Genomic DNA, 26,063 nt, shown 5'->3' with positions numbered 1-26,063 from the left:
GGTTTGCCATTCGAGCCGATATCGGGAGACAGCGCCAATAGCCGAGATAACTACAGCAGTTTCTTTACGGCTTCCACAACATTGTCCACAGTGAATCCGAAATAACGCATCAGCTCGGCGCCGGGGGCGGATTCACCAAACGTCTGCATTCCGATAATTGCACCATCGAAACCGACGAACTTGTACCAGTAATCTTTGTGGCTGGCTTCCACCGCCAGGCGTGCGCGCACCGCAGAGGGCAGTACGGACTCGCGGTAGGATTCGTCCTGTTCCATAAAAACCTCGGCGCAGGGCATGGAAACCACACGCACTTTTCTGCCCGCCAGTTTTTCCTGTGCCGCCATGGCCAGCGCCACCTCCGAGCCGGTGGCGATAATGATCGCAGCCGGAGTGCCATCGCAATCAGACAGGACATAGCCGCCTTTTTCTATCTGTGCCAGTTGCGCAGCACTGCGGCTTTGCGGCGCCAGGCCCTGGCGGCTGAAGACCAGTGTGCTGGGGCCCTTTTTCCGCGCAATGGCCATTTTCCAGCTCACAGCGGATTCGGTGGCGTCACAGGGGCGCCAGGTATGCAGGTTGGGGGTTGAACGCAGTGCACTCAGCTGTTCTACCGGCTGGTGGGTGGGGCCGTCTTCGCCGAGGCCGATGGAATCATGGGTGTAGACGAAGATTGCACGCTGTTTCATCAGTGCGGCCATGCGCACCGCATTGCGTGCGTACTCCATAAACATCAGGAAGGTGGCACCGTAGGGGACAAAGCCACCGTGCAGGGCAATGCCGTTCATTATGGCACTCATCCCGAACTCGCGTACGCCATAGTATACGTAGTTACCGGAGGCATCCTCTGCACTGATCGCCCTGGAGCCGGACCAGAGGGTGAGGTTAGAACCGGCAAGATCCGCGGAGCCGCCGAGTAATTCCGGCAGCACCGGCCCGTAGGCGTTCAGGGTATTCTGGCTCGCCTTGCGAGAGGCGATGTTCTGAGCCTGCTCCTGGCACTGTTTGATGTAGGCGTCGGCTTTCACCGGGAAGTCTGCCGGCAGCTCACCTCCCATGCGGCGCTCAAACTCGGCGGCCAGTTCCGGGAATGCTTCGCGATAGTCTGCGAGGATATCGTTCCACTCGTCTTCCTGGGCTTCTCCTTTGGCCCTGGCATCCCAGCCTGCATAGATCGCTTCGGGAATCTCGAAGGGAGCGTGGGGCCAGTCCAGAGTTTCGCGCACCAGCGCAATCTCATCCTCGCCCAGCGGTGCACCGTGGCACTCCTCGCGGCCCTGCTTATTGGGTGAGCCGAAGCCTATGACGGTCTTGCAGCAGATAATGGAGGGCTTGTCGGTATGGGTGCGCGCCTTTTCGATCGCAGCCTTGATGGCTGTGACATCGTGGCCGTCGATATCGGGGATCACATGCCAACCGTAGGATTCGAAGCGCTTGGGTGTATCGTCGGTAAACCAGCCCTCGACTTCACCGTCAATGGAGATACCGTTATCGTCGTAAAAGACGATCAGCTTGCCCAGACCCAGGGTGCCGGCGAGAGAACAGGCCTCATGGGAGATCCCTTCCATCAGGCAGCCGTCGCCAATAAATGCATAGGTGCGGTGATCGATCAATTCGTAACCGGGGCGGTTAAACTGGGCTGCCAGCACTTTTTCTGCCAGCGCCATGCCGACCGCATTGGTAATGCCCTGGCCAAGTGGGCCGGTGGTGGTTTCAATTCCGGGCGCATAACCGTGTTCCGGATGCCCTGGGGTCTTGGCGTGCAGCTGGCGGAAATTCTTCAGTTCTTCAAGTGGCAGGTCGTAACCGGACAGGTGCAGCAGGGAATACAACAGCATCGAGCCGTGACCGTTGGACAGCACAAAGCGGTCGCGATCGGCCCATTCGGGATTGGCCGGATTGTGTTTCAGGTAGTCATTCCAGAGCACTTCGGCGATATCTGCCATACCCATAGGTGCACCGGGGTGACCGCTATTGGCTTTTTGAACTGCATCCATGGACAGGGCCCGGATGGCATTGGCCTTGTGCGCGCGCGAGGGGATAGAAGACATAAGGAGGACTCTCTGGTTCTGGGAGGGACCGCGGCGCTGCTCTGTGGGCAGATTTCCGTGGGGTCACTAAAACGGGGGCGTATTCTCCCGTAAAGGCCCGCTCTGCGCAAAGCCTTGGCGGAGAAATTGCCAATAAAAGCGCAGCAACAATGGTTCAAATGGTGATCGGAGAGGCCATAACTCACCTGCATCAAAATAATTTTATCAATCTATATCAAAAAATTTTGATATAGTGCCGTGCGCTTGCTAGACTCGCTTCCATGCCTGAATCCCATTCCCTCTCGGAACCCGGCCCCGGCACGGGAATTTCCCGCTTGGCGGCGACCCTGAAAGCGGCCGGTGACCCCTTGCGGCTTGAGATATTGCGCCTGCTCAGCCGGGATTCCTACAGTGTGCTGGAGTTGTGCCATATCTTCGATCTGCGCCAACCGGCCCTGAGCCACCACCTGAAGGTGCTCGCCCAGGCCGGTCTGGTCAGTAAGCGGCGCGAGGGTAACAACCTCTTTTATCGGCGCACCGGCAGTTCTGCGCTGCTGATGCAGCTGTTTACCGATCTGGACCTACTGCCCCTGTCCGCTGGGCGGGTTCAGTCGGTAGCGCGTATTTCCGAGGAGCGGGCCGAGGCCTCGCGGCGCTTCTTTGCCGACAACGGCAACCGTTTCCGCGAGCAGCAGGAATTGATTGCCGGCTATGGGGTATATGGTCCGCAGGTTGCCCAGCTGCTGCACCCCGGGGGGCATGCGATAGAGGTGGGCCCCGGAGAGGGGGAGTTTTTGCAGGAGCTGTCGCAGCGCTTTGACACAGTGACGGCGCTGGACCTGTCGTCCGCCATGCTGGCGCGCGCGCGGATTTTTGCCGGTGGGCACGGCCTGAACAATATCGAGTTTGTCTGCAGCGACACCCGTGCAGCCGCAGCGCGCCCGGACAGTGCCGACACCATTGTGGTGAATATGGTGCTGCACCACACACCGGACCCCGCCCGGATTTTTTACGACCTGCACAGCGCCCTGAAAAGTGGTGGGCGCCTGCTGGTGGCCGAGTTGCAGGAACACGCGCAGGACTGGGCCAGAGAGGCCTGTGGGGACCTGTGGCTGGGATTTGCCCCGCAACAGTTGAGCGACTGGGCGCAGAGCGCCGATCTGAAGGACGGGCGCAGTGTCTACAGTGCCCTGCGCAATGGTTTTCAGATCCAGATACGCGAATTTATCAAGCCCTGAAGGTATTGGGCAGGCGTTGACAGAAACAGAATTTATACAACCGCCCAAGATGGAATCAATGGAGACCCCCACATGAGTGAATACACACTGTTTACTTCGGAATCCGTTTCCGAAGGACACCCGGACAAGATTGCCGACCAGATTTCCGATGCGGTACTGGATGCTCTGCTGGCCCGTGACAAACAGGCCCGTGTGGCCTGTGAAACTCTGGTAAAAACGGGCATTGCAGTGATTGCCGGGGAGATCTCCACTTCTGCCTGGGTCGACCTGGAAGAACTGGTGCGCAAGGTGATCACCGATATTGGTTATACCTCTTCCGATGTGGGCTATGACGGCGAAACCTGTGGCGTGATCAATGTGATCGGCAAGCAGTCTGTAGATATCGCTCAGGGTGTTGATCGCGCCAAGCCTGAAGATCAGGGCGCGGGTGATCAGGGGCTGATGTTTGGCTACGCCACCAATGAAACCCCCACTTTTATGCCGGCACCGATTTATTATTCGCACCGCTTAGTGGAGCGTCAGGCAGAAGTGCGCAAGTCCGGCCTGCTGCCGTGGTTGCGCCCGGATGCCAAGAGCCAGCTGACTTTCCGCTATAACGAGCAGGGCCGCCCCTGTGCCATTGATGCGGTGGTGCTCTCCACCCAGCACAATCCGGATGTGAGCCAGACGGATTTGCGCGAAGCGGTTATGGAGCTGATTGTACATCACACCCTGCCACTGGAATGGCTGCACGCCGACACCAAGTACCATATCAACCCCACAGGCAATTTTGTGATCGGTGGCCCAATGGGTGACTGTGGTCTCACAGGGCGCAAGATTATCGTGGATACCTATGGTGGTTCAGCGCGCCACGGTGGCGGTGCCTTCTCTGGCAAGGACCCTTCCAAGGTGGACCGCTCCGCGGCTTATGCGGGCCGCTATGTAGCCAAGAATATTGTCGCGGCGGGCCTGGCCAAGCGTTGTGAAATCCAGGTGTCCTACGCCATCGGTGTCGCTGAACCCACCTCCGTTGCCATCAACACCTTTGGCACCGGCATGGTCCCGGAGGACAAACTGGTGGAACTGGTGCGCGAGAATTTCGACCTGCGCCCTTTCGCCATTTCCAAGTCCCTGGATCTGTTGCACCCCATGTACCAGCTAACGGCGGCTTACGGCCATTTCGGTCGCGACCCCGCTACACATACCTACAACTGGATGGACGGCGACGGGCAGCAGCACAGTGAAACCTTTACCGCCTTCCCATGGGAGAAAACGGACAAGGCAGACGCCTTGCGTGCCCAGGCCGGGCTTTAGCTGCGTTGACTAATCTCTGGCTCTGCAGCAAGAAACACTGAAATGCGGGCGGTAAGCGCCCCTGTGAAAAACCCTGTTACTGGACCTGAAAAAGCATGAATCAGATGAGCACTGAATTTAAGGATTTTAAGATCGCGGATATTTCCCTGGCCGAATGGGGCCGCCGTGAAATCGAGATTGCCGAGGGTGAAATGCCGGCACTGATGACTCTGCGGGAAAAATACCACGCAGAGCAGCCACTGGTCGGAGCGCGCATCATGGGTTGTATCCATATGACCATCCAGACCGCGGTGCTGATCGAAACGCTTGTTGCGCTGGGTGCCGAAGTGCGCTGGTCTTCCTGCAATATTTTTTCCACCCAGGACCACGCTGCGGCCGCAATTGCCGCGCGCGGTATACCGGTATTTGCCTGGAAAGGCGAGACCGAGGACGAATACGCGTGGTGCTTGCAGCGTACCGTGGGTGCGGATGTTGCCGGCTGGCAGCCGAATATGATTCTCGATGATGGCGGTGACCTCACGGAGCTGCTGCACCGCAACTATCCGCATATTCTCGATCAGTGCCATGGGGTCAGTGAAGAGACTACCACCGGCGTGCACCGCCTGCAGGATATGTTGCGCGAGGGCACACTGAAAGTGCCCGCAATCAATGTCAATGATTCCGTCACCAAGAGCAAAAACGACAACAAGTATGGATGTCGCCACAGCCTGAACGATGCCATCAAGCGCGCTACCGACCACTTGCTGGCTGGGAAAAAGGCGCTGGTGATTGGCTATGGAGACGTGGGCAAAGGCTCCGCTGCCTCCCTGCGCCAGGAGGGAATGATTGTAAAGGTTTCCGAAGTGGACCCTATCTGCGCCATGCAGGCCTGTATGGACGGCTTCGAACTGGTTTCCCCCTACATCGACGGTATCAATACCGGTACGGCTGAGGGCATCAATACACAGCTGCTTGCCAATACGGACCTGATTGTTACCACCACCGGTAATGCCAACGTCTGTGATGCGCACATGCTGGCGGCCCTCAAGAGTGGCGCTGTGGTGTCGAACATCGGCCACTTCGACAACGAAATTGATACCGCTTTTATGCGCGAGCACTGGCAGTGGCAGGAAGTGAAGCCGCAGGTACACAAAGTGGTGCGCAACAGGGAAAACAATGATCACCTGCTGCTGCTTTCCGAGGGCCGCCTGGTCAATCTCGGCAATGCCACCGGCCACCCCAGTCGCATCATGGATGGTTCATTTGCCAACCAGGTTCTCGCGCAGATTCATCTGTTTCAAGAGAAGTTTGCCGATCTGCCTGCAGACCAGAAAGTGCCGGCCCTGTATGTCAGAGTACTGCCGAAGCGTCTCGATGAAGAGGTGGCACGCTATATGGTGGAGGGCTTTGGCGGTGTCATTACCCGCATGACCGAACAGCAGGCCAACTATATTGGGGTCTCTGTGGACGGCCCCTACAAGCCCGAAAGTTATAAATACTGATATCCTGGTAAAAGGTGCCGGTTTTACCGGTACCTGGATGCCACAGGGACTGGAACAGACAATGAAAGATCCCATTCGGATCAGCTTTGAATTTTTCCCCCCAAAAACGGCCGATGGCCGTGCCAAACTGTACCGGACCCGTGAAATACTGCAGGCATTTGATCCCGAGTTTTTTTCCGTGACCTATGGTGCCGGCGGCACCACGCGCGAGACCACTGCCGGTATTGTCACCGATATGTGCCGCGATGGTATCTCCATCGCACCGCACCTGTCGTTTGGTGGAGATAATGAAGAAACCATTCTCGGATTGTTGAATCTGTACCGGGAAGCCGGTGTCACCCGCATAGTGGCCCTGCGTGGCGATATGCCCTCCGGTATGGGTGCCGTTGCACAGTTGGTGTATGCCAATGAACTGGTGGCTTTTATCCGCCGACACAGTGGAGACCACTTTCATCTGGAGGTGGCTGCCTATCCGGAAATACATCCGGAATCCAATAGCTATGGTGACGATATCCGCTATTTGAAAGCCAAGTTTGAAGCGGGTGCTGACAGTGCGCTTACCCAGTATTTCTACAACCCCGATTCCTATTTCTACTTTATTGATCAGTGTGAAAAAGCCGGCATCGATGCACCGATTTATCCCGGTATTATGCCAATAAACAATTTTGATAGCTTGATGCGGTTTTCCCGCAACTGTGGCGCGGAAATTCCAAGGTGGTTGAAAAAGCGCATGGAGAGCTACCGCAATCTGGAGGATATCCGCAAACTGGGGCTCGAGGTGGTAACGGATTTATGTGAAACCCTGTTGGAGGGCGGCGCGCCGGGGTTACATTTTTATACCATGAACCAGGTGGACCCAACGGCCAGCATTTTGCAGGCATTGTCCCCCGAAACCTAGACTGCTGCAGAGGCGTACCCTTCAAGGTGTAGGCCACAAGTTCGAATCCTGTCGGGTGCATCATTTTCTTTTAAACAATTCCAAATTCTGGCTGGCCCTATCAAGGATAGGCGAGGGTTTTCTGGAGTCGGGGGTGTGCTACTTGCAGCGCATCACAATATGTATCTGGCATGTCGGTTAGCCAGGACGATTTGACTTTCATTCCTGTAGGTATGCAAAGAACCTGCCTTCATAAGGCGCAACGGATGTGCTGGCGTGAAGTTCGATCAGTGGGATCGACGATATCAGATGCCCAGATTTGCGTGCATTTTTTTAGAACTCTGACAGTCATCATGTACCCGCTTTCCTCAATGCCTGTCATCGCCCCCTGACGTACTTATTTTGGGGAGCCGAAGCGTGCGCATGTGTAGCGCCCATTTTCCGATATCTGGACATCGGCCAGTTTCCAAGAGAAAGCGCATTCCAGACAAAGCCTTTATTGTCTGACGAAGTTCAGTGATTGTCGGCATTAGATGAAAAGCGTCGATCAGCGCGTCATGCGAGAGTATTCCGCCCGAAGACGCAAGCGTATTGGGCACCTGCCACCCTCGCTGACTAAAACCGGCTTTCGCGTGAAGGTTGTCAATGCTGGTATCCTACGCGCGGTCAATAGCCTTGATCCAGAATCCCGATGGACGCTCGGATGATACTTTTTCACCTGAAGCCGTCTTGTTAGTTCTGTACGCGGTAAATCCGAACAGGTCTGACAGAGCCACGGGCTATGATGCCTTTTGCTTCCAGATCGAGCTGCACCGCCTTCAACCACCAACCAGCCTTTTCACCACCAGGGAATACCGCTTGTGAGAGGTTTTCCAATAGTCTCTTTTTGGCGTCTGCTATTGTAATACCCGGGCCTTCGGTTGGCAGGACCGGCAACAGCGCTGCACGCATGGTCATGTATTTGACCTTGTTGACACGCTCAGTTCGGCCCGGTGTATGGATATTTTCGATCTCGATTTTTTCATTGGCGAGAGTCATGGTTCAATCTTCCATATAATCGATTTTTGGGGCTTTGAATCCCATCGCGGCCCAGGCGGCAAAGAGCTTCCACATGAAGGAAACTGTGTGTTTATCCGGGCTTGGAATGTCGTCGCTGAACTCTACACCCTCGGGCCGATCGGCTGTCATTGTTCGTATCTGAATCGGCGGTCGTTCCTCCGGATTAAATCGCCGCGCGTAAACCGAAAGCCAATGCCCGTTATTCAGCTCTAGAAACATGACCGAATTGCAGCAGTCTGCGAAAACGCGACGCGACCCTGAATCGGGAGAGAGTCTGTGTTCCTTGAGATACACTGCGCCGGATAAGCACCGTATTCTGTCCTTTCGCTGCATCAGAAACTCGGTGCCGCCGTCAGGCTCAAGAATTGGTGCAGCACTTTGCAGGGCTTCCAGTTGTGCGCCTGCGGCCTGACAGTCTGAGCAATAACAGGCGACTGTCATTATCGGGTCGCCGCTCGTCTCGAACGTGACTGCCCCGCATTTACAATGGGCAGTCCGCATTTTTAGATCGCTCTCTCGCATATGACCCTCTTTCAGCCTTTCCGAGCTATGACGGCCGGAGATCGACGGCCGCACGGAGCGAACCGTCCATGTAAAACGGCGTCGATGCGTGGTCATGAACGATCTTCCAAACGCCGTGATTCTTGCGAAAACACAAGGTTGACCTAAACCACAAATCCACTTGCTTGCCGTCGACTTTCGTGCCGGTCATATGGTTGAGGGCAGTCACCCAGGCGAGGTCCCCGCCGACAACCATATCCATGTCCCGGGCATCCACATGGATCGGCCCGTCCCAGGTCTCAAGCCACGCTGCAATGTCCTTGCACTGCATGGTGCTCTTTAACGGCGGGGCGAGTGAATAGACAACAGCATCAGGCGCATAGCAGTCGACAATCGCATCCGCGTCTTTGTCTCGATGTGCGTCACCCAGGCGTTGGCACAGAGCCGCAATGTCCGCATGATCGTTAGGCATTGTGTTCATTCCTATGCCGTTTGATCAAACGCCGATTGCATCGCCGCAAGATCGATTTTCTTCATGTTCATCATTGCCGCCTGAGCACGGCCAGCGGCTTCGCGATCCGGGTCGCTCAAGAGTTTGGTCATACCGGCCGGTGTAACCTGCCAATGGACGCCAAAGCGATCAGCACACCAACCACAAGACCCTTCACTGCCCCCTTCGGTTAAGACTGCCCAGAGGCGATCCGTTTCTTCCTGGTCAAGCGTCGTGAGGGCGATCGAATGATCCGGACGCGATTGATAGGAACTGTTGCCGTCAAGCGCCATATATGGGGTTCCCATCACCGTAAAATGTACCAGGTGCATTCCGTTGCCGATGGACTGCACCTCGTCGATATGCGTGTCCGGAATCGTTTCGGCGTAAAATCTGGTGGCTTCTTCGGCTTGGCTTTCGAAGAAGATACACATGCGAGAGTTCGGTCGTTCACTCACGAGAGCGTCTCCTTTGCTGTTGGTGGGCGAAAAAGAAGTTCGATATACCGACGAAGATGGTCGTTGCTCTCAAGCGCCGCTTGGATATCGGGTTCGAGGGTTTCGGCGTGCCCGAATATGCTGTCTGCACAGGCGTTGCGAATAGCAGGGGGCGCCTGGTAGATTTCTTGAGTCATGGTCCCCACTAGACAGGTCCATTCGGCAAGGTCACCCTCGATCAACGAGCGATGAAAATCGAGGTGTGCCAGAATACGCTCAAACGGATCATCCAGTTCGTGATAAGGCGCAGCCTCGAGCATCGCCGAAGTCGTATCAGCCCAAAACTCCGCAGCTGCCACGCCGAGTGCTTCACTGTTTTTGCAGTGATGGAAAAATGCACCCTTCGTGACACCGGCAGCTTCGCACGGCTCGTCAACTGTAGTCCCCGAATAGCCTTGCTGGCGAACCACATCGCGCGCCGCTTCCAGCAGTCTCGCCTTCGCGTTTCCCCGTTCGGGGTCTTCTTTCGTTGATCGAGGCATATGTGAAATATACAAACTAGTTGGTATGTTTCTCAAAAACGAACGCCTAGTCGGGTGATTTAGACAGAAACTCTTAAAATAACCCACTATCTCGTCGCTCTGGTGGTCGTCGAGTCCACCATTGCACGCTGAAATACAGCCTGTTTGTCATTATTCGCCTCCATATATGGAGGGTGTGATCTGGAGTTCAGCTAATTCGTGATAGCTTGCCTTTGCGTTGAATGTTTCTGTAGTCCCACTGGATCATCCTGGCTTTACCGAGCCACCTTTCCAGATCGTCGGCATTGATCTGATCGATATTTGTATAGCGAGCAGATGCATCCTTGAATTTACCGGTACCAGGCTTCAGGTTCACTTCGCCAAAGTCGGCCCCGCTCCAAAACATCAGCCTGATGCAATCTTTCAGCTTGCTGTAGCCTACGGTTGGGTTGCCATCCAAAAACCAGACAGGGTGAGCGTGCCAAATTTTGCTCTCAGCCTCGGGAAGATGGTGATCAATTACTCGCTTTAGTCTGTCGCAAATTTTCTTGTCTTCCTCATTCTGCGATTTATTGAAAGCTGAAATGGTTTTGGGCTTCATAAGGCGTCATTTAAAAACGTGGTGAACAATGCGTTCTGTAATGGTCAAGATCTGAGCCGAAAGCAGCTCATGCCTTCGCCAAGATTGTCTGGGCCACTTTTATCGAGGGTTTTCTTATTGCGATTTCGTGCTTTCTAAAGGTTCTTCCATGATCTTTGCTAAGTAGGCATCGAGCGCGTCGAGTGTCGCAGTCCAGTTGATCAGGTAATCGCTGTCCTCAGCTGCAATACGGGCCGCCTCGCTATCGAAGACAGCATCCAGGGTCACAGTCGTCCCCGGACTGTCGTCTTCGAATAAAATCGTCACGACAGCCTTGGGCGGCAATCCGGCGCCGCAAGCGTCCAAAGCGTTTGGGTCGCCCATAATGACAATTTTCTCGAACGGTATCAGTTCGGAGATGACACCGCGGCTTGGATGTTCAGAGCCGTCCGGCGCGCGCATGCCCACATAATAAATGCCGCCCACCTTGAGCTCGACCATGCTGGTCGTGTGCTCCGATCCGAATGGTCCCCACCATTTCGCGACATGATCCGGATCTGTCCAAACCCTCCAGACCAACTCGCGGGGCGCCTTGCAGCGGCGGATGATTGTGATCTGGTTTTTGGAAACGGTATTCAGCATCCTGTTATGTCTCTCACGTTTTAGGCTGACTGGCCTTGAGGTAACTGCCAGCCGCATGCGGGCCGCTCCTGGTAATATCCGCGCGTGCGCTGGCTTGTCAAGGTAGGCCAGGCGTCGGGCTGCGACCTGTCGAGATCGGTGAAGCCATAGATTTGTGGAGGCCGCCGCTCGATAGCGATTGTCCATTTCATCCGGTGCGGTCCGGGTCGCAAGATAATGCTGTCTTTAGATAATCAATCATGGATCATCGTCCGAGCTGAAGTTTGCTTTAGCCCGTACGTTCAACATAGGCCGCGTAGCTGTCGAGAATTGCCTGCCAGCTGTCACGTTGAATGTCGGAAGGATTGGGCGCTTCTGCATCGAAGCCTGTCCCAACCCGGGTGCCATCGCCGTCGGCTTCAAAAGTCGTCCGGGTACGGCGATCATCGCCAAGGCGCAGCGTCACGGCATTGGGCGCATCGACCTCTTCGAAAGTGCCGGAGTAGTCAAAGCCAAAACAGCCGTCTCGCGCTTCCATGCGGGTGACAAGCCTTCCGCCTCTACGCAGATCGACATCGGCTGAAGGACAGTGCCAATCCGGCGACGCCTGGTTCCACTGCGTGATGGCATCAGGTGAGTTGAAGGCCTTCCATGCCACTGCAGGCGGCACGCCGACGACAGTCTCGATTGTGATTTGTTCGCTATGGGTCATATATTGTTCTTTGGTTTCAATGACGAAAGCAAAGCTATAGTTAGCCATTTAGATAACTATAATAAGACACAACAGTTAGGTCAATGAATAACTGATTGTCAGTCCCCTATTCGGCCGCAAAACCCGCGATAAGGTAGGCAGGTCGCGTAAAGGTTGCCTGGCCCTAGCCCGCTGGTCAGAGCCTTTGCAAAACCGTCAAGCTCCCTAGTCCACAATAACAGCGAGACCCTGACTCCTGAGGTTGGCCAATGAATCCAGCATGGCCTGCAATTCTTCAGGGGTGTGGCCGTCCCATTCATCGACCATCCCCACAATTTTTAGTGGCTTGTGGGTGCGATAAGACCGCGTTGGGTTCCCGGGAAACCGCTTGTTGGTGACATTTGGATCGTCCTCAAACTGTCCGGTTGGCTCAACAACATAGATGTAGCCACGGCCTGCCAAACCCGAGAGCGAGGTCGCAAGTTCCGCTCCCCAAATGGCAGCCTCCATACGGGCGGCGAAGTAAATGTGCTTCAAAGCTCGATCTTCTTCGAAGTTACATGGATGGCCAGGTCTCAAAAGATCACCGACTGCCAAGCTTGCTTTTGTGCCGTGAAAGAACGGGCCGCTTACCTGCTCGCAGTTCTCGTATGAGACGGGCGTCCACTCATCCGTTTCTATTGTTAATTGGTTGGTATCAGTCATATATATTTTTCCGGTTCAATTAATGTGGTGACAAGGCTTGCAATTCGGTCAGGCCTCGCATCATGAACCCTCCAACTCATCTATTTCAGCTTTGCGGGCATGCACGAGCTGGGTCACAACGGCAGTTGGAATCTGTTCGGGATTGAAGCGTATGACGGTGCGCGAGGTATCGAAGGCTTTCAGTACATCTGCGTGCTTTTCGATGGTCTTACCCTGCATGATGTACAACGACACATGATGACGGGCATCCCCGATGCTTACGAGTGTTCGGCCCCGATATCGGAACGCCGGGACGTTCCTTCGGGTGACAAGTGCGGTCTCGGGAACGACAGCCGAGATCGTGTCATGGAGAAGTCGAAGCCCGTTCCTATGGTGAGCAAGCGCGCCAGCCAGATAGTCTTCCAGCAAGGTTGAATTCATGACCTATTCGGTTCCTGAAAATACTTAACCAGTGCTGCCGCGAGAACGTTGCTGTCCCCGCTGTGCCATTGTCCCGGAAGGCTGCGATGCGTTGCATTTGGCAATTGTCGCGCCACACTGGCTGCCCATCCGGTGAGATTGTCCGTGCTGCCCTGGCTATCGAGGACGAGAGTCGGGACGTGCACTGCACCAAGCAATTCTGCATCGGTTGCCTCCGAAATTCGGCAGTCGTAGACGAGCGTAGGCGCAATGACTGTCATCTTTTCGAAAGCTTCCGACCCCTGCATCTGTGTTACATGTTCGGCGGGAACGCCAATGCTGAGATGAAAGTACTCGACCGCATCCGCGTATCGCCCCTCGCCAACCAGCACTGCGAGTTCCTGGGTCAGCGGATCGGGACCTGACCCCGGCGCCTGAAGCGGAGGCTCTAACAGTGCCAGTTTTTGAATAGGCAGCCCTTTCGCAGCACAGTGCAGAGCCAAAAGCGCACCGGACGAGTATCCATAGACGAAGGCCGGTCGTTCAATAATGCCAAGAATTACCGCAAGGTCTTCGACCTCACGCGACGGGTAATATACTGATGCGTCTCCACTGTCACCGCGCCCACGCCGGTCAAAACTGTAAACAGTGAAGCGGTCGGTCAGCAAAGGCCGCAATTCATCGAATGCCGAGAAACCCCGAAAGTGGCCGGCAGGCTCCACCAGGACAATGGGATCGCCAACGCCGGCAACCTCGAAAGCGATCGGTGTGCCGTCAGCAGAGTTTGTGATCCTCGTTTCAGTCATATTCGTTGTGCCTTCGCCACCAATGATATGGTTTGCTCTGTTGAGTGCCACTGGGTGCGTTTTCCCAGTTTTCCTGGCGGCCGAGAGGCGTCAGATCGAGAAAAGTCCACACCGTCCCAAGCGTCTCGAGACCGCGGCCCTTGGTGAAATAAGTGCGGTAGATGTCGTCGCCATCGCGATAGAAAATGTTGAGACCAAATCCTGTGGGGGACACATCAAAGTCGGGGTTGAAGCTGTCCTTGGTCTCGAACCAGGGGATTGACCATCCCATGCGTTTCTGGAACGCCTCGATCTCGACGGTCGGCGCTTTTGAAACAAAGACGAGCGAGGTATCTCGTGCGTGCAGATGGGAGAGATGAGGAAGCTGATCAGCCACCATGCAACAGCCGACGCACGGGCTTGGATCGGAGGGCTTCAACATGTGGTGGTAGACGATTAGCTGCGCGCGGCCATCGAATAGGTCAGCCAGGGTGGCGGAGCCTTCGGGGCCTGCAAAGTCATAATTACGGTCGACCTTCATCCACGCTGAATGCCGGCGTTTTGCCGCCACCCGATCATGCGCAAGCGTAAGCTCTTTTTCGGCCTTGCGGATTTCACGGAGGTCTTCCTGCCAGGCTTTTAGCGACACGATGCGCCGCGCTACGCCGGAAATTTCCCTTGTTTCGCTGCTTTGCATTTCAGTCATGATCCCCTCCGGGTTTGGATTTGAGCAGGCGGGTTCTGTGCGAACCACTCCACGATTTTGGGCATGTTCTCCTCAAACGGCCCGCCCAGGAATATGTTGAGAACGCCGGCGCGCTGATCACCACGGTTTTCAAAATCGTGCTGGATACCGGGAGGGATGAAGATGACGGCGCCCTTTTGGGCGTCTTGCCACTGTTCGCCCACCAGGAACGACATCGTGCCGTCCAACACATAGAACAGCTCGGTCTCAGTCTCGTGCGAGTGCGCGCCGAAGCCCGCGGTATTCGGTTCAATCCACCATTCCGACACGGAAAACTGATCTGCGGTCTCTTCACCATCAGCTTTGAAGGTTGCTGCGATACGGCCCATGTCGTAGGAGCGTCCGCTTTCAGGTTCGACAAGGATCGCCTGACCTGGTTTGAAAGCCTTGTTGCTCTGATGTGGATTGTCCATCCGTGTTCTTCACCTATCGTTCCATGGCGCCTTTGCCGGCAATTATCTTGTCGCGAAACTTCGCTATTCTCGAAATGCGCGTTTCCGATTTCTTGGCTGAATTCAGGTTGATGGCGTAGCTTCGCTGCCGACCCGGCGTTAAGGCTTGAAACGCTTCCGCAAGCTCGGGGTCGACGTCCATGGCTTCCACCAGTTCCTCCGGGATCTCGATATCGCGTTTTATTTTTGGAGGCTTAATGCCCGCTGCGGCATAGCTCTTCGCCTCATCTAAATAGGCGCGAAGAGTTTCTTCCATTTCCCCGACTTGCTCGTCAGTAGCGAAGTAGATTGTGCTGGCGTACTGTGTGTTCGGTCCCGGCTTTTCAAGGACCCCATCCGGATCTTTCATCAAAACGGCGTCAAAGAAGCTCAGCACAAACTTGTCTTGGTACGCGCCAATGATCGCGATGTTTCGGCCAGCGAAGTCGTAACAAGGCTGCCCCCACTTCACCGCCTCTTCCAGATCCAAGCTTTGACATATCCGGCGCAGCGCAATGAGCCCGGCCTCCCATTTTCTGGCCGAGCAATCGGTCGTTGAGAACCGATCACAGCGTCCGCAGCCCTTTGCAAAAAATTCCTCTATGTTTGAAATCATGGTCATGGCTGTTTCATCTCCTCACCGACCGTTGGACGAGTGAAGCCGTTCGCGGCGAAGCAAGCTCTCTTCCGGCCAGCAACGTTCGCGATCATAGAATTTATCGACGGTCAGTTGACCGTCCGCTATGACCACCCAATCCTGTTTTGTACTGGTAAAAATATGGATATCTGGCGGTAACGTGTTTGGATTGTCGAGCGTCCCTACGCGGATGAAATATACTTTGTCGCCGGCGCCGAAATAGTTGCTCCAGAGGGCGACATGGCATGATCCGCACCGCCAGATTTTCTGGCCCTTACCGCTATTTGATGGCGTGACAAAGCACTGAGGGTCGCCCTGGAGAAGCGTCACGCGATCGGCTTCGATCATGGCGTTCAACACGAAGGCCGAGCCGGTTTCCCGTTGACACCAGGTGCAGTGACAGCAATGGGTAAAAAGCGGCCTGGTTTCGATCTGGTATCGGATCTTTCCGCATGTGCAGCCGCCCTGCAGGGGGTAGATTTCAACAACCTGGTCCGTCACTTGGCGCTCTCCTGCATTGCATCGCGCCATGCGGCTGCGTATTTCTTCCTGTACTTCTCGTCTGTTTCCAGTGCGATTAGCTCTCCTGCCAACTCTCTGAGCGACACATCCGCAGTGATGTCGAACAGTGATCGCATGCCAACAAGGATGTCGTAGCGAATAAGCGTGGCGTTCTTTTCGGATGGACAAAAACCGTAACGATCCCTGCACGACTGCAGATACCTGGCTCTGAGCTTTCCAGCAGAAAGACCGACCTTCCACAGTGACTGCAACACGTGGCGAGCCGTCACGAATTTCTCATCATGCGTAACCGCTTCAAGTTCGCCAAAATCACGAAGTACGCGTACTGGATCGGTGCTATAGGACAGATTGGAAAGCATATGCCCGGCGATGGATCGAACGTGATTGTTCTTATGCGAGAGCAGATCTACGAAGTCTGCCCACACGGCATCTGCCCAATCCACCTGAAGCGGCTCATCGGTGCGTAAACATCCTTCATGACCCGACATAGCGACCTGCAACGCAGCGTGCGCTTCGGCGATACCATCCGCATGCGCTTCTTTCAGTTGGCTTATTGTGTCGGTTAGACCATCCGGCGTTACGGTTTCACTCATCCGGCGCCCTCCCCTAAATCAGAAGCGCCGTAAAGGGGCCGGAGTTCAATTTCATACGCGCCTTCCATTGGGTTCGGACACTGGGCGGCCCATGCCATCGCTTCGGCCGTGTTGTGCACTTCCCAGAGCCAGAAACCGGAGACGAGATGTTCACGCTCCAGGAAAGGACCATCGACGATTGATACAGCGTGACCGTCAGATACAAGGCGTTTGCCTTCGGCCGAAGGCTTGAGGCCGGCCGCCATGCGGCGGATCCCTGCATCGAGAAGTTTCTCGTTGAAGCGTTCCATTGCATCCCGAGCCTCCTGTGAAGGCATTTTGCCTGCCTCAGAGGCCTCCGTTGCTTTGATCAGCACCAAGACCAGCATCTTAAAACTCCATTCGGCCAGGCCGATTTCCGTGTGATTTGTTGAGCACCACATGAGTGGCGTTTTCTGTAGGAACGAACTGATCGCACTCGTAGCCCAGGGCGCGAAGATCAATTTCTTCGAACAGCCGTTCGCCGCTGCCCAGCAATACTGGCGCGATCGCCATATGCATTTCATCGATCAGGTCTGCGCCGAGAAACTGCCGGATGGTGTTTGCACCACCACCAACACGAACATCCGAGCCGCTTGCGGACGCGATTGCACGATCGAGCGCTTGCAGTATTCCGCCCGTGACAAAGTAAAAGGTGGTTCCGTCTTTCATTTCGATAGGGTCGCGCTCGTGATGCGTGAGTATGAAGGTCGGGCCATGATAGGGAGGCGAATTCCCCCACCAGCCTTTCCAATCCATGTCCGACCAGGCGCCCCTGCTTGGCGCGAACAGGTTTCTTCCGAGGATCCATGCGCCAATATTCCTGAAGCCTCGGGCGGCGAAGTCATCATCGACACCTGTCGTTCCACTGTCTGAGCCGAACAGCCTTTGCTGAAAGGTCCGCGTGGTGATTAGCCACTCGTGCAACTCGCTACCACCAACTCCAAGCAGGATATCGTGGCTTTGGTTGGCCCAGCACCGTAACCATCAAGCGAAACTGTGAACCCCTCAACTCTAACTTTGGCCATTGGTGTGCTCACTCATTGGGTTTCTCTCGTTGAAGTTTCTAGGTGTGCAGCCAAATTCGAGATGGCGATCTGCCAACCGCTGCGCGTTCCCTTGATCATGTCCGATCCGACCAGGGAGGCGATCTGTATGGTCACACTCAGCTCTGTCAGGCTTCCGTTGCCGGCGATTGCGACGGTGATCAGAGAAGTGCTCAAGGGAGCGTTTTCGGATTTAACGCATTCGGTAAATATCAGCAGGTTAGGGCTATTGATTTCGTAGTAGCGGGTTTCAACCTGGAACCGCAGGTCGTCCTTTTGGCCGCATAGATGAACGTCAATGCCGCCAACGCGAAAGTCATTCTCGACAAATTCGATCGCCTCATCGTCTGAGGGTGGGCCCCATATCGTGCGGGCATTCGGATCTTCCCAGGCGGCAAACACCTGTTCCACCGTTGCTTTGATTGTCTTGCTGATCGAAATGGTGTCGTGGGTCAACTGCTCGCTCATGCTAACTCCTCTGCAATCTTTGCAAGCTGGCCGAGGGCGGTTTCCCAGCCGACGACAAAGCCCATTTCTTCGTGCTTTTCACAGTTTTCGCGGTTTTTGTGTAACGCGGTTGCTGTGTAGAGCGTTCCATCAGGGTGATCCTCAAGGGTGATAATGGCCGAAAAGAACCCTTCTTCGTTCGGTCGCCAGCCACCCTGGAGGGCGTCGGTAAACACGATCCGCTCATTTTCGATCACCTGAAGAAAGCAGCCCTCTCCGCCTTCCATAACGGTGCCGTCTTCAAGCCTCATGGTCGTATCGAAGCCGCCGCCGGTATAAAATTCGTGCTTGTTGGAAATCGTGACCACGGGCGCTGGCGCCCACCAATTCACGAAGTGCTTGGGGTCTTTCCATGCTGTCCAGACCACGGCACGCGGCGCTTCGATCGCTCGGCGGACCGTGAGGTCTAAATCGGAATTACTCATGACTCCTCCTTTACGGATACGTGTTCGACATACATTGCCAATCGGTCTGTCTGCTGCTCCCAAACAGCGCGCTGATCGGACAACCAGCTCTCCGCATTCTCAATTCGCCCTGGAGTAAGGCGGCAGATACGCAGGCTCCCGGCTTTGTCGGAGGCGATAAGGCCGCTGTCTTCCAGCACCAGGAGGTACTGCATGAACGCTGGCAGCGACATGTCGAAAGATAGCGCCAGAGTCTTCACACCTACCGGGGTTTCTGCAAGGTGCTGAACCACGGAGCGCCGCGTGGGGTCTGTCAAAGCCTGAAAGGCTGAATTTAGAAAATCACTATAGTTATCCATGTGGCTAACTATAGTGGAATGCAATAGTTAGTTCAATGGATAACTGATGGGCGGCACGATGGTACTTCCCTAGGCTACACAGCCTATTTGACGGGTTTCAAATCAATGGGAGCCGCTCGTGGTTCGAGTGGGTACGAAAAAGGAAGCGTGCAGATGGATCATTCGCCACTGACCATTCCCCAATTAGGTCAATGGCCTGCTCATAGGCTTTGCCTCTATGCCGGCCCGAGTGAAGGCGCCTGTTCGCTGAGCACCGTTCATATACACATCCTTGCGTAAAACTTCCCTGGCATGGTTCAGCGTCACAACATCAAGCATTTCGACTTTTGCTGTGAATAGCACGCCTTTGCAATCGTTCAGCTCCATCACCATCAGCCATTCAAAAGTCCAGAAGTCATCACCACAAAGTAAGCGAATTTTCTCGATTGAGAATTTGAACTGTTCAAATAGGCCCGCACATTGTGCTTTCAGCAATTGACGCCCAGTGATGGGCTCTGAGCCATCATGAATATGGAAAACAGTGTCGGCTGAGTGCAACGAAGCAATTAAACCGGGATCTCTGGCCTCCCATCCCTTATGATACCGATCGAAAACGGATTTTGTGTCTAAGCGTTGTCCGGCAGCTATTTTTGTGGACATGACATGGGTCCTCTCCTATTTGATCTAAAGAGAGAGGTTGCCCAAAAAGTCAGCTACCTCGTAGAATAAACGTGCTAATTTACAAAAAGTCCGGGGTGCGGCTTTTCATTCACAGCACACCGGTAGCCTGCGATTCCGTCTGTCGGGGTTATGCCAAGCACAGTGCGAAAACTTCGAGAAAGATGCGCTGTATCCGAAAAACCGTTGTCCAGGGCGGCATTGCGAACGAGATCCCCACTAATCAATTGATAGGCAGCGTTTTGTATGCCAAGCCATCTCTTGTAACTGCGAAACGTCATCCCGGTGAATTGCTTAAAGTATCTGAGAGATTGTGTGCGCTCCATGCCCAGTTTCTCTGCTAGCTCAATCTGTGTCATGCGCGACATCGGATCTTGTGCGAGATGAGACACAATAGCTGATATGTCTGGCGGGCATAATGGCTGTTTATGAGCGAGCTGTTCGCGCAATTCCAATCGTCTTTTCTCACTCCCCCACAGCGCGTCGATCGTAATCCCTTGAAGGTGGCCTTCAAGCGAGCGTGCCAATGTATCAGAGAATGGAAATGCCAGGCCGTCGAAGTTGAGCAGACGAGCGCAGCCGACTGCCTTGACCTGGTGATGCACTTGGGGGCGGACCAAAAGGATCGCCCCCTCTATCCGTTCTGTTGCAGTTTTGAGTGCAATAGGGCCGTCTATGCCGCACAGGACGCATGTAGTGGGCATCGCATGGGCGCTGATCCTATTGGCGGAGAACGGAAAGAGCGAGCTGGGAAAAGTGGGCATAGAATCCTTCATATGCACACCCCTGTATGCCAGGCTAATTCGAGAGTGGGGCGCCAGTACCAGCGCCTACATATCTCATTTGTCCTTACCTTCTGCAGCAAGTGCTTCGACATAGCTCGCCATCCGTTCCATCCGGCCCTCCCAAAGGACAGTTTGTGTGTTGAGCCATTTTTCAGCAGCTGACAGCTGTTTGGGTTTGATCTCACAGGTCCGCACGCGACCGATTTTCCTAGAATGGATCAAACCCGCATCCTCCAGCACACCAATATGCTTCATGAATGACGGCAGCGCCATTTCAAACGGCTCAGCCAGCTCACTAACCGAGGCCGGTCCAGCCGTCAGTTGCTGGATGACAGCACGTCGCGTCGGGTCAGCCAGTGCCTGGAAAACCATATTCAGATTTTCGTGATTGTTATCCATTTGACTAAGTATATAGATCAAATACCGATAGGCAATGGCTGAATGTTGGTAATGCCCTCAAAAGTCATCTCGAGCCAGAGTGTGGTGTAGCCTTGGCAGGCCCTCCAGCGGCTATCAATCGCCATTGTAGGCAGCTTCGAGAGTGGCAATATCGATCTTGTTCATTTCCAACATGGCTTGTTCTGCGCGTTCAGCAGCTTTTCTGTCCGTCGACTTAAACATTTCAAGCAATGCCCTCGGTACAATCTGCCAGCTAACGCCCCAGCGATCCGTGAGCCAGGCGCACCTGCCTTCGGCGCCGCCATCTTCTGTGAGGGCATTCCACAGGCGATCGGTTTCGGCCTGAGTCTCGGTCAGTACGGAGATGGAAGCAGCTGGTGAGGGCTTGTAGTGGGGACCGCCGTTCAGAATCTGATACGGGGCACCGGCAAGCGTGAAGTTGACCACAAGCGGGTATCTCGATCCGTAATTTTCGTCATCGTCGAGAGCGCTGTTGGAGATAAGCGATGTGTAAAAGTGCGCTGCCTCAAGACCTCCCTTTTCAAACCATAGACATGTACGAATTTTTGAGTTCACGTTTGACTAACTCCTCTTGGATTATGAATCGACGGGTTCTTTCGCGGTATTGCATTGCGACAGTGCGGCTTCCCAGTCCACAAGAGACCACGGATGAACTACAAAGACGAAGACATCGCTGATGAGCGCTGGATCACTATCAGCAACCTGTGTGGCGCCTCTCACGTCTTCAATCTGGACAACGATACTGCCGCCGCAATCATCCATGGATGGACCCGCAAACCTCCGCGCACCCTTTTCAAACTGGTCGATGAGACAGTCGTTATGGCCCCCAAGCGCCTGCTCCCAGACACGCTTTGACTGACCCCGGTTAGGCCCAGGTCGATAGAGAACCAGAAACGCCCGTTGACCGTTTGGTTGTGCAGACTCTTGAGCCATAACGGTATTTCTCCCGCAACCCTCACAATAGGCTCTGATCTGGTCGCAGGAGGATGAACATCGATTTCACGACTGTCGCATTGACAATACTTAGCTTAATGGTTAACTATACGATCAGGCAAAAGTTAGGTCAACGGAAAACTTTTGCTGCCCCGGTTGCGCTGAGAGGCGGCCTTAATCACCATGCAACAAGCGCGGCAAATCTCCGTACGTAATATTTGAAGTGGAAAACGGGGACCGATTTATTGATGTGTAAATATCAGTGAACAGCGTTAATATTTTCTAGCGAGACTCCGGCTCGAGGGAAGACAGCGCAATGTCGTTTGACCAGGATATTTGGAAAGTTGTTATTGCCCTCCTGCCGATTCCTGACGCTCTGCCTCTAGCTGGATTTGAAATTGCCTCTCTGCCTTATCCGCATAGTGCTTGCAGCTAAGCGGTGTTTTCCGAGTGGCGGTCTTCCCAAATACCCAGCCACTGGCCGTTGCATGGGGCGTGATCAGCAGCTCGCAGGGCAGGTTGCGCACACGCTCGAAACTGGTTTGGTAGTCCCGCACAATATCGGGATAGCGGCTATTGTTGGTCAATTGATATCCCGGTGCACTCAGGCTGTCCACATAGGCGAGTTGTGTTGTTTTACCATTGATCGTGTCATGCCAGGTCCAGGCCATGCTGCCCGGGGTATGGCCCGGAATAAAATGTACACGCAGATGCAGATTGCCCAAAGCGACCTCCTCGCCCTGATGCAGTATGCGATCGGCCTTGATGGGCGAGTACAGTATCCCGTCCCCGAAGTGGATATCATCAGCTCCACCGCGGGCCATCAGAAGCGCGGATTCTGCATTGGTTGCGACTCGGGCGCCTGTCGCACGCTGCACAGCCGCCAGGGAACCGACGTGATCGGCATGGGCGTGGCTGTGCAGTATCAGTTTCAGGTCAGTGGGCTGTAACCCCAATACCTCCAGGTTTGCGAGCAGGTGGTCCGCAGTTTGCGCCATACCCCCATCGATCAAAATCGCCCCTTCACTGCCAGTGAGTAGCAGAGCGGTAATACCCTGTGTACCGATTTGCCAGGTATTTGCTGCAATCCGCAGGGGCGCCACCGGCTGCCGCCAGGACTTTGGCACCTTGTAAGCCTCCAATTGTGGCAGTGGGTCCAGCTCTGTTGCGGAAGTTATCCCTGCCAGTACCACAGACAGAGCTGTGGCAGTGATTGTGCTGAAATGCATTGAATTGACTCGTTTTATCTTTTACCTGGTGCCTGGAATGCAGTGATTATCGGCGGGATGTGCTCTGCCCACAACCCGGTACTCCAGGTGTACGGCAGGCTTAACCCCTGCGGCAATGCATAAAAAAGTCTACCCCTTGCCCCGCTCCAATAGATGCTGTGACAAGGAGGACTTTCTGTACATCCTTGGGAGGGGAACCCAGTTAATGTGCCTCACTCCTTTGCCCTATCACAACGAATGGTTCTGGAATACGCAAAAAAGGGAGTTTCATCCGCGCAGTTATTTTGCCAAGAACGTGCTTTCTCAATCGCAGTCAGCGTTACCGCGAGGCAGGACAGGCCAGTTCTTAAATTTACAGGTGCGCTTGTACAAAGAATCAGACCAAATAAGAGCCGGAATTTCAATCACCTTGACGCATTATGAATTTTGGGGTGGGAAATGTTTGTAGCAGGCTGTACTGGCTTGATCTACAGGATCCAAGTGGCCGTTATGCATGTAGTCCATGGCTTGCGTATTGGCTATTGTAATCAATCCTCAAAACAAAGTTTGGTGTATATTGCTTCAAGCATTGGTTTTTTAAGCAAAGTCTATACTATTTATTGGTATCACTCCACCTAACAAGTTGATCAACTATCGCCGGCAAGCTGGCTGGCCTGCTAAAAACACTGCTACGCGACAGTGTGGCTGGTAATTAAAGATATTGGAATTTCCTGCCGATGATCCATGGAACTACAATCAGGCCGCTTTGTGAGAGAAAGGGAGACATACCGCAGTTAGTGGCATTCTTTGAAAGTGAATGGCCTGCACACTATGGGCCATCCGGCCCCGGTGACGCGTTAGCTGATTTACAAAGCTACGCCGGAAAGCATGAATTGCCAATAGGCTTGGTGGCCTATGTTAACGGTGTGCCGAGTGGGTTTATGGCCTTGAAACAGGAATCCATAGCAGTTCGGCCAGAGTTAGGCCCCTGGGCGGCGGCTGGCTATGTCGTTCCTAATATGCGTGGCCGTGGACTTGGTTCACAGCTATTGGCAGGCATTGAAACCACTGCGGCCAATATCGGTGCATCCAAACTGTATTCAGGCACAAGCAAAGCACACAATTTGTTGCTGCGCGCTGGTTGGGCCAAGAGGGAGATGATGGCCTATGATGGAGAGATTGTCACTATCTACAGTAAGCAACTCTCAAAAATCGATCAACGTGGATACCATTACCAATGATTTTTATTTTGTGTTGAAATAGCACAAATCATTATGGCCCCTTGGCCAACCGTTTTCCCGCAGGGAAAAAGAACTCGGTGAGGGAGGGCACAGCCGATCACGCCCCAGCTATCACCAGGCTATTCAAGCTGCCACCGAATAAAGAAACGTAGCGCTGTTTGGCAAAGGGGGTATTGGGGAAGTTTGTGCAGGCCCGAACACTAACACAAGTGCTTTTTCTCGTACAGCCACTATGGGGAGGTAAGCGTAATCAAATCGGCAAGCCAGTGTTCTTTTGCTCCACCCTGGTGCCACCGTAGGTGCGTAAGGTTCGATCGTTGCGGGCTGTGCTGCAAAGGTGTGTCAATGGGCAAGAGAGGATGCACGGACAATACCCACGCCTGGATAGTGACCAAGCCTTACAGACAATGGCCAAACGCGAGCCGAAATTGCAAACTTCGTGACCGTAATTTTCGAGAGAGCGGGCAGCTTCCCCTAAAAATTGAATAAACCCAAAGGGATTACATGTATTGGTGATTTTTGGGATACTGGTCGTAGCGAGCATTCTTCTAGGTGGTTCGATAGTGCTTAAATGTTGTATCAGATTGATTTACAGTGATTTTTTAATGGTTGGGTGTGAAAAGAATCCAGAAATACTGACCTAGATGATCAGTATATATTATATTTCAGGGGTAATAAATATTTTTAAATGCTTGGGCACGTTGGTATTGATATGGGATTCAGCTATAAAAAGGCATTTAATTTTTGGGTATAAAAGCGGTACGAGTCCCAATCATTTCCATTCTTGTATCAGTGCTGGATCTATAGAAAAGTTGGCAAAGGTTTGTGGAAGTGTCACGATCACAATATATCCATTGACAATTACATGGCAAGACCAGACGTCTGGCATCTATTGCGCTATTCGATTTTGCAATGACCGCTAGGCTAGCGTAAAAGGCCGCCGCCAAAGCAACAGCTGCTTTCGATGGTATTGGATAGGAGAAAATAATATGATAAAGAATCTTATTTTGACTTTTTCGTTTTTGCTTCCACTGGTGAGTATTGAGGCGAGTGAAGGAAAGCCCTATGAAATGCCCAGAACCCATGTAATACCGGTCAAGAATTCTGTATCAGGGTGGCAATATGACCTTTATATAAAACTGCCAGAGGGGTATCTTGAAAAAAATGCTACAAAATATCCTGTTATTTATTTCCCGGATGCTGCATGGAATATCGAAATACTGTCTGCTTCAACAGAGTTTCTGATGGAGGAGGTTATTCTGGTCGGCATTTCATGGCAGACGGATATTGATGCAGATTTAAAGAAAGAGGCTGGCATACATGTAAGCAGGTATAGAGATTACACAATGAAGGAATCAGCCAAACCGGAAATACAAACCAAATATCAACTTGGAAAAGCCGGTAAACATTTAAACTTTATTCGTACTGACATAATTGATTATGTAGAAAAGAACTATCGAGTCGACCCTGGTAACCGCACTTTTTTTGGATATTCACTTGGAAGTGAATTTGGCGCCTATATATTGTTTACTCAGCCGGATACCTTTAAAAACTACATTCTCGGCAGCCCATCACTTGTGGGTGATATACCCCATCTAATTGAATTGGCATCTCATTCAGAATCAGAAACGAAGAGCCTGAATGCAAACGTTTTCGTTTCATATGGCTCTCTGGAAAAGGAGCTTGGTGAGCATGCAGAAAAACTGATTGCCATACTAAAAAGTAGAAATGATAAGAGCTTGTCTTTGAAGCATGTAGTGATTGAAGGTGACCATCAGGCGGCATTACCGATGACTGTAGTACGCAGTGTAACTTGGCTATCAGCACTAGCAGGGGAGTAAGGCGTATGACA

General features: G+C 53.6%; 34 protein-coding genes. 7 read left to right on the top strand and 27 right to left on the bottom strand.

Annotation, left to right across the window (positions count from 1 at the left end; genetic code table 11):
- Positions 1-50: 50 nt before the first annotated feature.
- Positions 51-2,048, bottom strand: a complete 1,998-nt coding sequence (gene tkt / locus M8T91_RS17680; RefSeq protein ID WP_301415542.1) for a transketolase — start codon at positions 2,046-2,048, stop codon at positions 51-53.
- A 260-nt stretch (positions 2,049-2,308) separates the two neighbouring features.
- Here tkt and M8T91_RS17675 point away from each other — a divergent pair, with 260 nt between their 5' ends.
- The 4 genes from M8T91_RS17675 to metF all read left to right on the top strand — a co-directional run bounded on the left by M8T91_RS17675 (position 2,309) and on the right by metF (position 6,937).
- A complete protein-coding gene (locus tag M8T91_RS17675; protein WP_301415541.1) occupies positions 2,309-3,265 on the top strand; it encodes a metalloregulator ArsR/SmtB family transcription factor in 957 nt (318 codons plus the stop codon).
- Between the two features lie 72 nt (positions 3,266-3,337).
- Positions 3,338-4,558 (top strand): methionine adenosyltransferase, encoded by a 1,221-nt coding sequence (metK, locus tag M8T91_RS17670; RefSeq protein ID WP_301415540.1) that lies wholly within the window; start codon positions 3,338-3,340, stop codon positions 4,556-4,558.
- 95 nt (positions 4,559-4,653) lie between these two features.
- Entirely contained in the window at positions 4,654-6,039 is a 1,386-nt protein-coding gene (ahcY, locus tag M8T91_RS17665) for an adenosylhomocysteinase (protein ID WP_301415539.1), read from the top strand.
- A gap of 61 nt (positions 6,040-6,100) precedes the next feature.
- Positions 6,101-6,937: a methylenetetrahydrofolate reductase [NAD(P)H] gene (gene metF / locus M8T91_RS17660; RefSeq protein ID WP_301415538.1), complete on the top strand. Its 837-nt coding sequence runs from the start codon at positions 6,101-6,103 to the stop codon at positions 6,935-6,937.
- Positions 6,938-7,648: 711 nt separating this feature from the next.
- Here the strand turns inward: metF and M8T91_RS17655 are convergent.
- The 25 genes from M8T91_RS17655 to M8T91_RS17535 form a co-directional block, all read right to left on the bottom strand.
- On the bottom strand, positions 7,649-7,954 hold the full coding sequence (locus M8T91_RS17655; RefSeq protein WP_301415537.1) for a DUF6958 family protein: 306 nt from the start codon (positions 7,952-7,954) through the stop codon (positions 7,649-7,651).
- A 3-nt stretch (positions 7,955-7,957) separates the two neighbouring features.
- A complete protein-coding gene (locus M8T91_RS17650; RefSeq protein ID WP_301415536.1) occupies positions 7,958-8,497 on the bottom strand; it encodes a GFA family protein in 540 nt (179 codons plus the stop codon).
- 25 nt (positions 8,498-8,522) lie between these two features.
- Positions 8,523-8,948: a YybH family protein gene (locus M8T91_RS17645; protein WP_301415535.1), complete on the bottom strand. Its 426-nt coding sequence runs from the start codon at positions 8,946-8,948 to the stop codon at positions 8,523-8,525.
- Between the two features lie 11 nt (positions 8,949-8,959).
- Positions 8,960-9,424: a VOC family protein gene (locus M8T91_RS17640; RefSeq protein ID WP_301415534.1), complete on the bottom strand. Its 465-nt coding sequence runs from the start codon at positions 9,422-9,424 to the stop codon at positions 8,960-8,962.
- On the bottom strand, positions 9,421-9,981 hold the full coding sequence (locus M8T91_RS17635) for a TetR/AcrR family transcriptional regulator (RefSeq protein WP_301415533.1): 561 nt from the start codon (positions 9,979-9,981) through the stop codon (positions 9,421-9,423). The genes M8T91_RS17640 and M8T91_RS17635 overlap by 4 nt, the downstream gene beginning before the upstream one ends.
- 151 nt (positions 9,982-10,132) lie before the next feature.
- The gene (locus tag M8T91_RS17630; protein ID WP_301415532.1) at positions 10,133-10,525 is read right to left on the bottom strand and encodes a DUF1801 domain-containing protein; all 393 of its coding nucleotides are present in this window, start codon (positions 10,523-10,525) and stop codon (positions 10,133-10,135) included.
- 114 nt (positions 10,526-10,639) lie between these two features.
- Positions 10,640-11,146 (bottom strand): SRPBCC family protein, encoded by a 507-nt coding sequence (locus M8T91_RS17625; RefSeq protein ID WP_301415531.1) that lies wholly within the window; start codon positions 11,144-11,146, stop codon positions 10,640-10,642.
- Positions 11,147-11,414: 268 nt separating this feature from the next.
- The gene (locus M8T91_RS17620; protein ID WP_301415530.1) at positions 11,415-11,885 is read right to left on the bottom strand and encodes an SRPBCC domain-containing protein; all 471 of its coding nucleotides are present in this window, start codon (positions 11,883-11,885) and stop codon (positions 11,415-11,417) included.
- Positions 11,886-12,041: 156 nt separating this feature from the next.
- On the bottom strand, positions 12,042-12,521 hold the full coding sequence (arr, locus tag M8T91_RS17615; RefSeq protein ID WP_301415529.1) for an NAD(+)--rifampin ADP-ribosyltransferase: 480 nt from the start codon (positions 12,519-12,521) through the stop codon (positions 12,042-12,044).
- A 60-nt stretch (positions 12,522-12,581) separates the two neighbouring features.
- On the bottom strand, positions 12,582-12,941 hold the full coding sequence (locus tag M8T91_RS17610) for an iron chaperone (protein ID WP_301415528.1): 360 nt from the start codon (positions 12,939-12,941) through the stop codon (positions 12,582-12,584).
- Positions 12,938-13,777, bottom strand: coding sequence for an alpha/beta fold hydrolase (locus M8T91_RS17605; protein ID WP_301415527.1), 840 nt, complete (start codon positions 13,775-13,777; stop codon positions 12,938-12,940). The genes M8T91_RS17610 and M8T91_RS17605 overlap by 4 nt, the downstream gene beginning before the upstream one ends.
- Complete coding sequence (locus tag M8T91_RS17600) at positions 13,719-14,411, bottom strand: DUF899 domain-containing protein (RefSeq protein ID WP_301415526.1); 693 nt, start codon at positions 14,409-14,411, stop codon at positions 13,719-13,721. Before M8T91_RS17600 ends, M8T91_RS17605 begins: the two co-directional genes overlap by 59 nt.
- Positions 14,408-14,863: a cupin domain-containing protein gene (locus M8T91_RS17595; RefSeq protein ID WP_301415525.1), complete on the bottom strand. Its 456-nt coding sequence runs from the start codon at positions 14,861-14,863 to the stop codon at positions 14,408-14,410. The genes M8T91_RS17600 and M8T91_RS17595 overlap by 4 nt, the downstream gene beginning before the upstream one ends.
- Positions 14,864-14,876: 13 nt before the next feature.
- A complete protein-coding gene (locus M8T91_RS17590; protein ID WP_301415524.1) occupies positions 14,877-15,503 on the bottom strand; it encodes a YdeI/OmpD-associated family protein in 627 nt (208 codons plus the stop codon).
- A 15-nt stretch (positions 15,504-15,518) separates the two neighbouring features.
- The gene (locus tag M8T91_RS17585) at positions 15,519-16,019 is read right to left on the bottom strand and encodes a GFA family protein (RefSeq protein WP_301415523.1); all 501 of its coding nucleotides are present in this window, start codon (positions 16,017-16,019) and stop codon (positions 15,519-15,521) included.
- A complete protein-coding gene (locus tag M8T91_RS17580; protein ID WP_301415522.1) occupies positions 16,016-16,633 on the bottom strand; it encodes a hypothetical protein in 618 nt (205 codons plus the stop codon). The genes M8T91_RS17585 and M8T91_RS17580 overlap by 4 nt, the downstream gene beginning before the upstream one ends.
- Positions 16,630-17,001, bottom strand: a complete 372-nt coding sequence (locus tag M8T91_RS17575) for a YciI family protein (protein WP_301415521.1) — start codon at positions 16,999-17,001, stop codon at positions 16,630-16,632. The genes M8T91_RS17580 and M8T91_RS17575 overlap by 4 nt, the downstream gene beginning before the upstream one ends.
- A 1-nt stretch (position 17,002) precedes the next feature.
- Complete coding sequence (locus tag M8T91_RS17570; RefSeq protein WP_301415520.1) at positions 17,003-17,578, bottom strand: dihydrofolate reductase family protein; 576 nt, start codon at positions 17,576-17,578, stop codon at positions 17,003-17,005.
- 113 nt (positions 17,579-17,691) lie between these two features.
- Positions 17,692-18,165, bottom strand: a complete 474-nt coding sequence (locus M8T91_RS17565) for an SRPBCC family protein (protein ID WP_301415519.1) — start codon at positions 18,163-18,165, stop codon at positions 17,692-17,694.
- The gene (locus M8T91_RS17560; protein ID WP_301415518.1) at positions 18,162-18,629 is read right to left on the bottom strand and encodes an SRPBCC family protein; all 468 of its coding nucleotides are present in this window, start codon (positions 18,627-18,629) and stop codon (positions 18,162-18,164) included. The genes M8T91_RS17565 and M8T91_RS17560 overlap by 4 nt, the downstream gene beginning before the upstream one ends.
- The gene (locus tag M8T91_RS17555; protein WP_301415517.1) at positions 18,626-18,967 is read right to left on the bottom strand and encodes an ArsR/SmtB family transcription factor; all 342 of its coding nucleotides are present in this window, start codon (positions 18,965-18,967) and stop codon (positions 18,626-18,628) included. The genes M8T91_RS17560 and M8T91_RS17555 overlap by 4 nt, the downstream gene beginning before the upstream one ends.
- Before the next feature lie 183 nt (positions 18,968-19,150).
- The gene (locus tag M8T91_RS17550; RefSeq protein ID WP_301415516.1) at positions 19,151-19,606 is read right to left on the bottom strand and encodes a nuclear transport factor 2 family protein; all 456 of its coding nucleotides are present in this window, start codon (positions 19,604-19,606) and stop codon (positions 19,151-19,153) included.
- Between the two features lie 74 nt (positions 19,607-19,680).
- Complete coding sequence (locus M8T91_RS17545) at positions 19,681-20,400, bottom strand: AraC family transcriptional regulator (protein ID WP_301415515.1); 720 nt, start codon at positions 20,398-20,400, stop codon at positions 19,681-19,683.
- A gap of 63 nt (positions 20,401-20,463) precedes the next feature.
- Positions 20,464-20,808: an ArsR/SmtB family transcription factor gene (locus M8T91_RS17540; protein WP_301415514.1), complete on the bottom strand. Its 345-nt coding sequence runs from the start codon at positions 20,806-20,808 to the stop codon at positions 20,464-20,466.
- A 114-nt stretch (positions 20,809-20,922) separates the two neighbouring features.
- Positions 20,923-21,384, bottom strand: a complete 462-nt coding sequence (locus M8T91_RS17535) for a VOC family protein (protein WP_301415513.1) — start codon at positions 21,382-21,384, stop codon at positions 20,923-20,925.
- A 93-nt stretch (positions 21,385-21,477) separates the two neighbouring features.
- Here M8T91_RS17535 and M8T91_RS17530 point away from each other — a divergent pair, with 93 nt between their 5' ends.
- Positions 21,478-21,684 (top strand): hypothetical protein, encoded by a 207-nt coding sequence (locus M8T91_RS17530; RefSeq protein WP_301415512.1) that lies wholly within the window; start codon positions 21,478-21,480, stop codon positions 21,682-21,684.
- A 425-nt stretch (positions 21,685-22,109) separates the two neighbouring features.
- Here M8T91_RS17530 and bla read toward each other — a convergent pair whose 3' ends face one another.
- Positions 22,110-22,991: a subclass B3 metallo-beta-lactamase gene (bla, locus tag M8T91_RS17525; protein ID WP_301415511.1), complete on the bottom strand. Its 882-nt coding sequence runs from the start codon at positions 22,989-22,991 to the stop codon at positions 22,110-22,112.
- Between the two features lie 776 nt (positions 22,992-23,767).
- On the opposite strand from bla, the gene M8T91_RS17520 reads away from it, so the two are divergent.
- On the top strand, positions 23,768-24,211 hold the full coding sequence (locus M8T91_RS17520; RefSeq protein ID WP_301415510.1) for a GNAT family N-acetyltransferase: 444 nt from the start codon (positions 23,768-23,770) through the stop codon (positions 24,209-24,211).
- A 989-nt stretch (positions 24,212-25,200) separates the two neighbouring features.
- The gene (locus M8T91_RS17515; RefSeq protein WP_301415509.1) at positions 25,201-26,052 is read left to right on the top strand and encodes an alpha/beta hydrolase; all 852 of its coding nucleotides are present in this window, start codon (positions 25,201-25,203) and stop codon (positions 26,050-26,052) included.
- The last annotated feature ends 11 nt before the right edge of the window (positions 26,053-26,063 follow it).

The sequence above is a fragment of the Microbulbifer sp. MI-G genome (assembly GCF_030440425.1).
Classification (GTDB): Bacteria; Pseudomonadota; Gammaproteobacteria; order Pseudomonadales; family Cellvibrionaceae; genus Microbulbifer; species Microbulbifer spongiae.
The sequence above is the reverse complement of the archived record's forward strand: the minus strand, read 5'-3'. Positions and strand labels throughout refer to the sequence as shown.

Excerpts from the sequence above, each read along its gene's own strand:
- tkt (WP_301415542.1), bottom strand. The coding sequence starts at position 2,048 with ATGTCTTCTATCCCCTCGCGCGCGCACAAGGCCAATGCCATCCGGGCC.
- M8T91_RS17675 (WP_301415541.1), top strand. The coding sequence starts at position 2,309 with ATGCCTGAATCCCATTCCCTCTCGGAACCCGGCCCCGGCACGGGAATT.
- metK (WP_301415540.1), top strand. The coding sequence starts at position 3,338 with ATGAGTGAATACACACTGTTTACTTCGGAATCCGTTTCCGAAGGACAC.
- ahcY (WP_301415539.1), top strand. The coding sequence starts at position 4,654 with ATGAATCAGATGAGCACTGAATTTAAGGATTTTAAGATCGCGGATATT.
- metF (WP_301415538.1), top strand. The coding sequence starts at position 6,101 with ATGAAAGATCCCATTCGGATCAGCTTTGAATTTTTCCCCCCAAAAACG.
- M8T91_RS17655 (WP_301415537.1), bottom strand. The coding sequence starts at position 7,954 with ATGACTCTCGCCAATGAAAAAATCGAGATCGAAAATATCCATACACCG.
- M8T91_RS17650 (WP_301415536.1), bottom strand. The coding sequence starts at position 8,497 with ATGCGAGAGAGCGATCTAAAAATGCGGACTGCCCATTGTAAATGCGGG.
- M8T91_RS17645 (WP_301415535.1), bottom strand. The coding sequence starts at position 8,948 with ATGCCTAACGATCATGCGGACATTGCGGCTCTGTGCCAACGCCTGGGT.
- M8T91_RS17630 (WP_301415532.1), bottom strand. The coding sequence starts at position 10,525 with ATGAAGCCCAAAACCATTTCAGCTTTCAATAAATCGCAGAATGAGGAA.
- M8T91_RS17625 (WP_301415531.1), bottom strand. The coding sequence starts at position 11,146 with ATGCTGAATACCGTTTCCAAAAACCAGATCACAATCATCCGCCGCTGC.
- M8T91_RS17620 (WP_301415530.1), bottom strand. The coding sequence starts at position 11,885 with ATGGCTAACTATAGCTTTGCTTTCGTCATTGAAACCAAAGAACAATAT.
- arr (WP_301415529.1), bottom strand. The coding sequence starts at position 12,521 with ATGACTGATACCAACCAATTAACAATAGAAACGGATGAGTGGACGCCC.
- M8T91_RS17610 (WP_301415528.1), bottom strand. The coding sequence starts at position 12,941 with ATGAATTCAACCTTGCTGGAAGACTATCTGGCTGGCGCGCTTGCTCAC.
- M8T91_RS17600 (WP_301415526.1), bottom strand. The coding sequence starts at position 14,411 with ATGACTGAAATGCAAAGCAGCGAAACAAGGGAAATTTCCGGCGTAGCG.
- M8T91_RS17595 (WP_301415525.1), bottom strand. The coding sequence starts at position 14,863 with ATGGACAATCCACATCAGAGCAACAAGGCTTTCAAACCAGGTCAGGCG.
- M8T91_RS17590 (WP_301415524.1), bottom strand. The coding sequence starts at position 15,503 with ATGACCATGATTTCAAACATAGAGGAATTTTTTGCAAAGGGCTGCGGA.
- M8T91_RS17580 (WP_301415522.1), bottom strand. The coding sequence starts at position 16,633 with ATGAGTGAAACCGTAACGCCGGATGGTCTAACCGACACAATAAGCCAA.
- M8T91_RS17575 (WP_301415521.1), bottom strand. The coding sequence starts at position 17,001 with ATGCTGGTCTTGGTGCTGATCAAAGCAACGGAGGCCTCTGAGGCAGGC.
- M8T91_RS17565 (WP_301415519.1), bottom strand. The coding sequence starts at position 18,165 with ATGAGCGAGCAGTTGACCCACGACACCATTTCGATCAGCAAGACAATC.
- M8T91_RS17560 (WP_301415518.1), bottom strand. The coding sequence starts at position 18,629 with ATGAGTAATTCCGATTTAGACCTCACGGTCCGCCGAGCGATCGAAGCG.
- M8T91_RS17555 (WP_301415517.1), bottom strand. The coding sequence starts at position 18,967 with ATGGATAACTATAGTGATTTTCTAAATTCAGCCTTTCAGGCTTTGACA.
- M8T91_RS17550 (WP_301415516.1), bottom strand. The coding sequence starts at position 19,606 with ATGTCCACAAAAATAGCTGCCGGACAACGCTTAGACACAAAATCCGTT.
- M8T91_RS17545 (WP_301415515.1), bottom strand. The coding sequence starts at position 20,400 with ATGAAGGATTCTATGCCCACTTTTCCCAGCTCGCTCTTTCCGTTCTCC.
- M8T91_RS17540 (WP_301415514.1), bottom strand. The coding sequence starts at position 20,808 with ATGGATAACAATCACGAAAATCTGAATATGGTTTTCCAGGCACTGGCT.
- M8T91_RS17530 (WP_301415512.1), top strand. The coding sequence starts at position 21,478 with ATGAACTACAAAGACGAAGACATCGCTGATGAGCGCTGGATCACTATC.
- bla (WP_301415511.1), bottom strand. The coding sequence starts at position 22,991 with ATGCATTTCAGCACAATCACTGCCACAGCTCTGTCTGTGGTACTGGCA.
- M8T91_RS17515 (WP_301415509.1), top strand. The coding sequence starts at position 25,201 with ATGATAAAGAATCTTATTTTGACTTTTTCGTTTTTGCTTCCACTGGTG.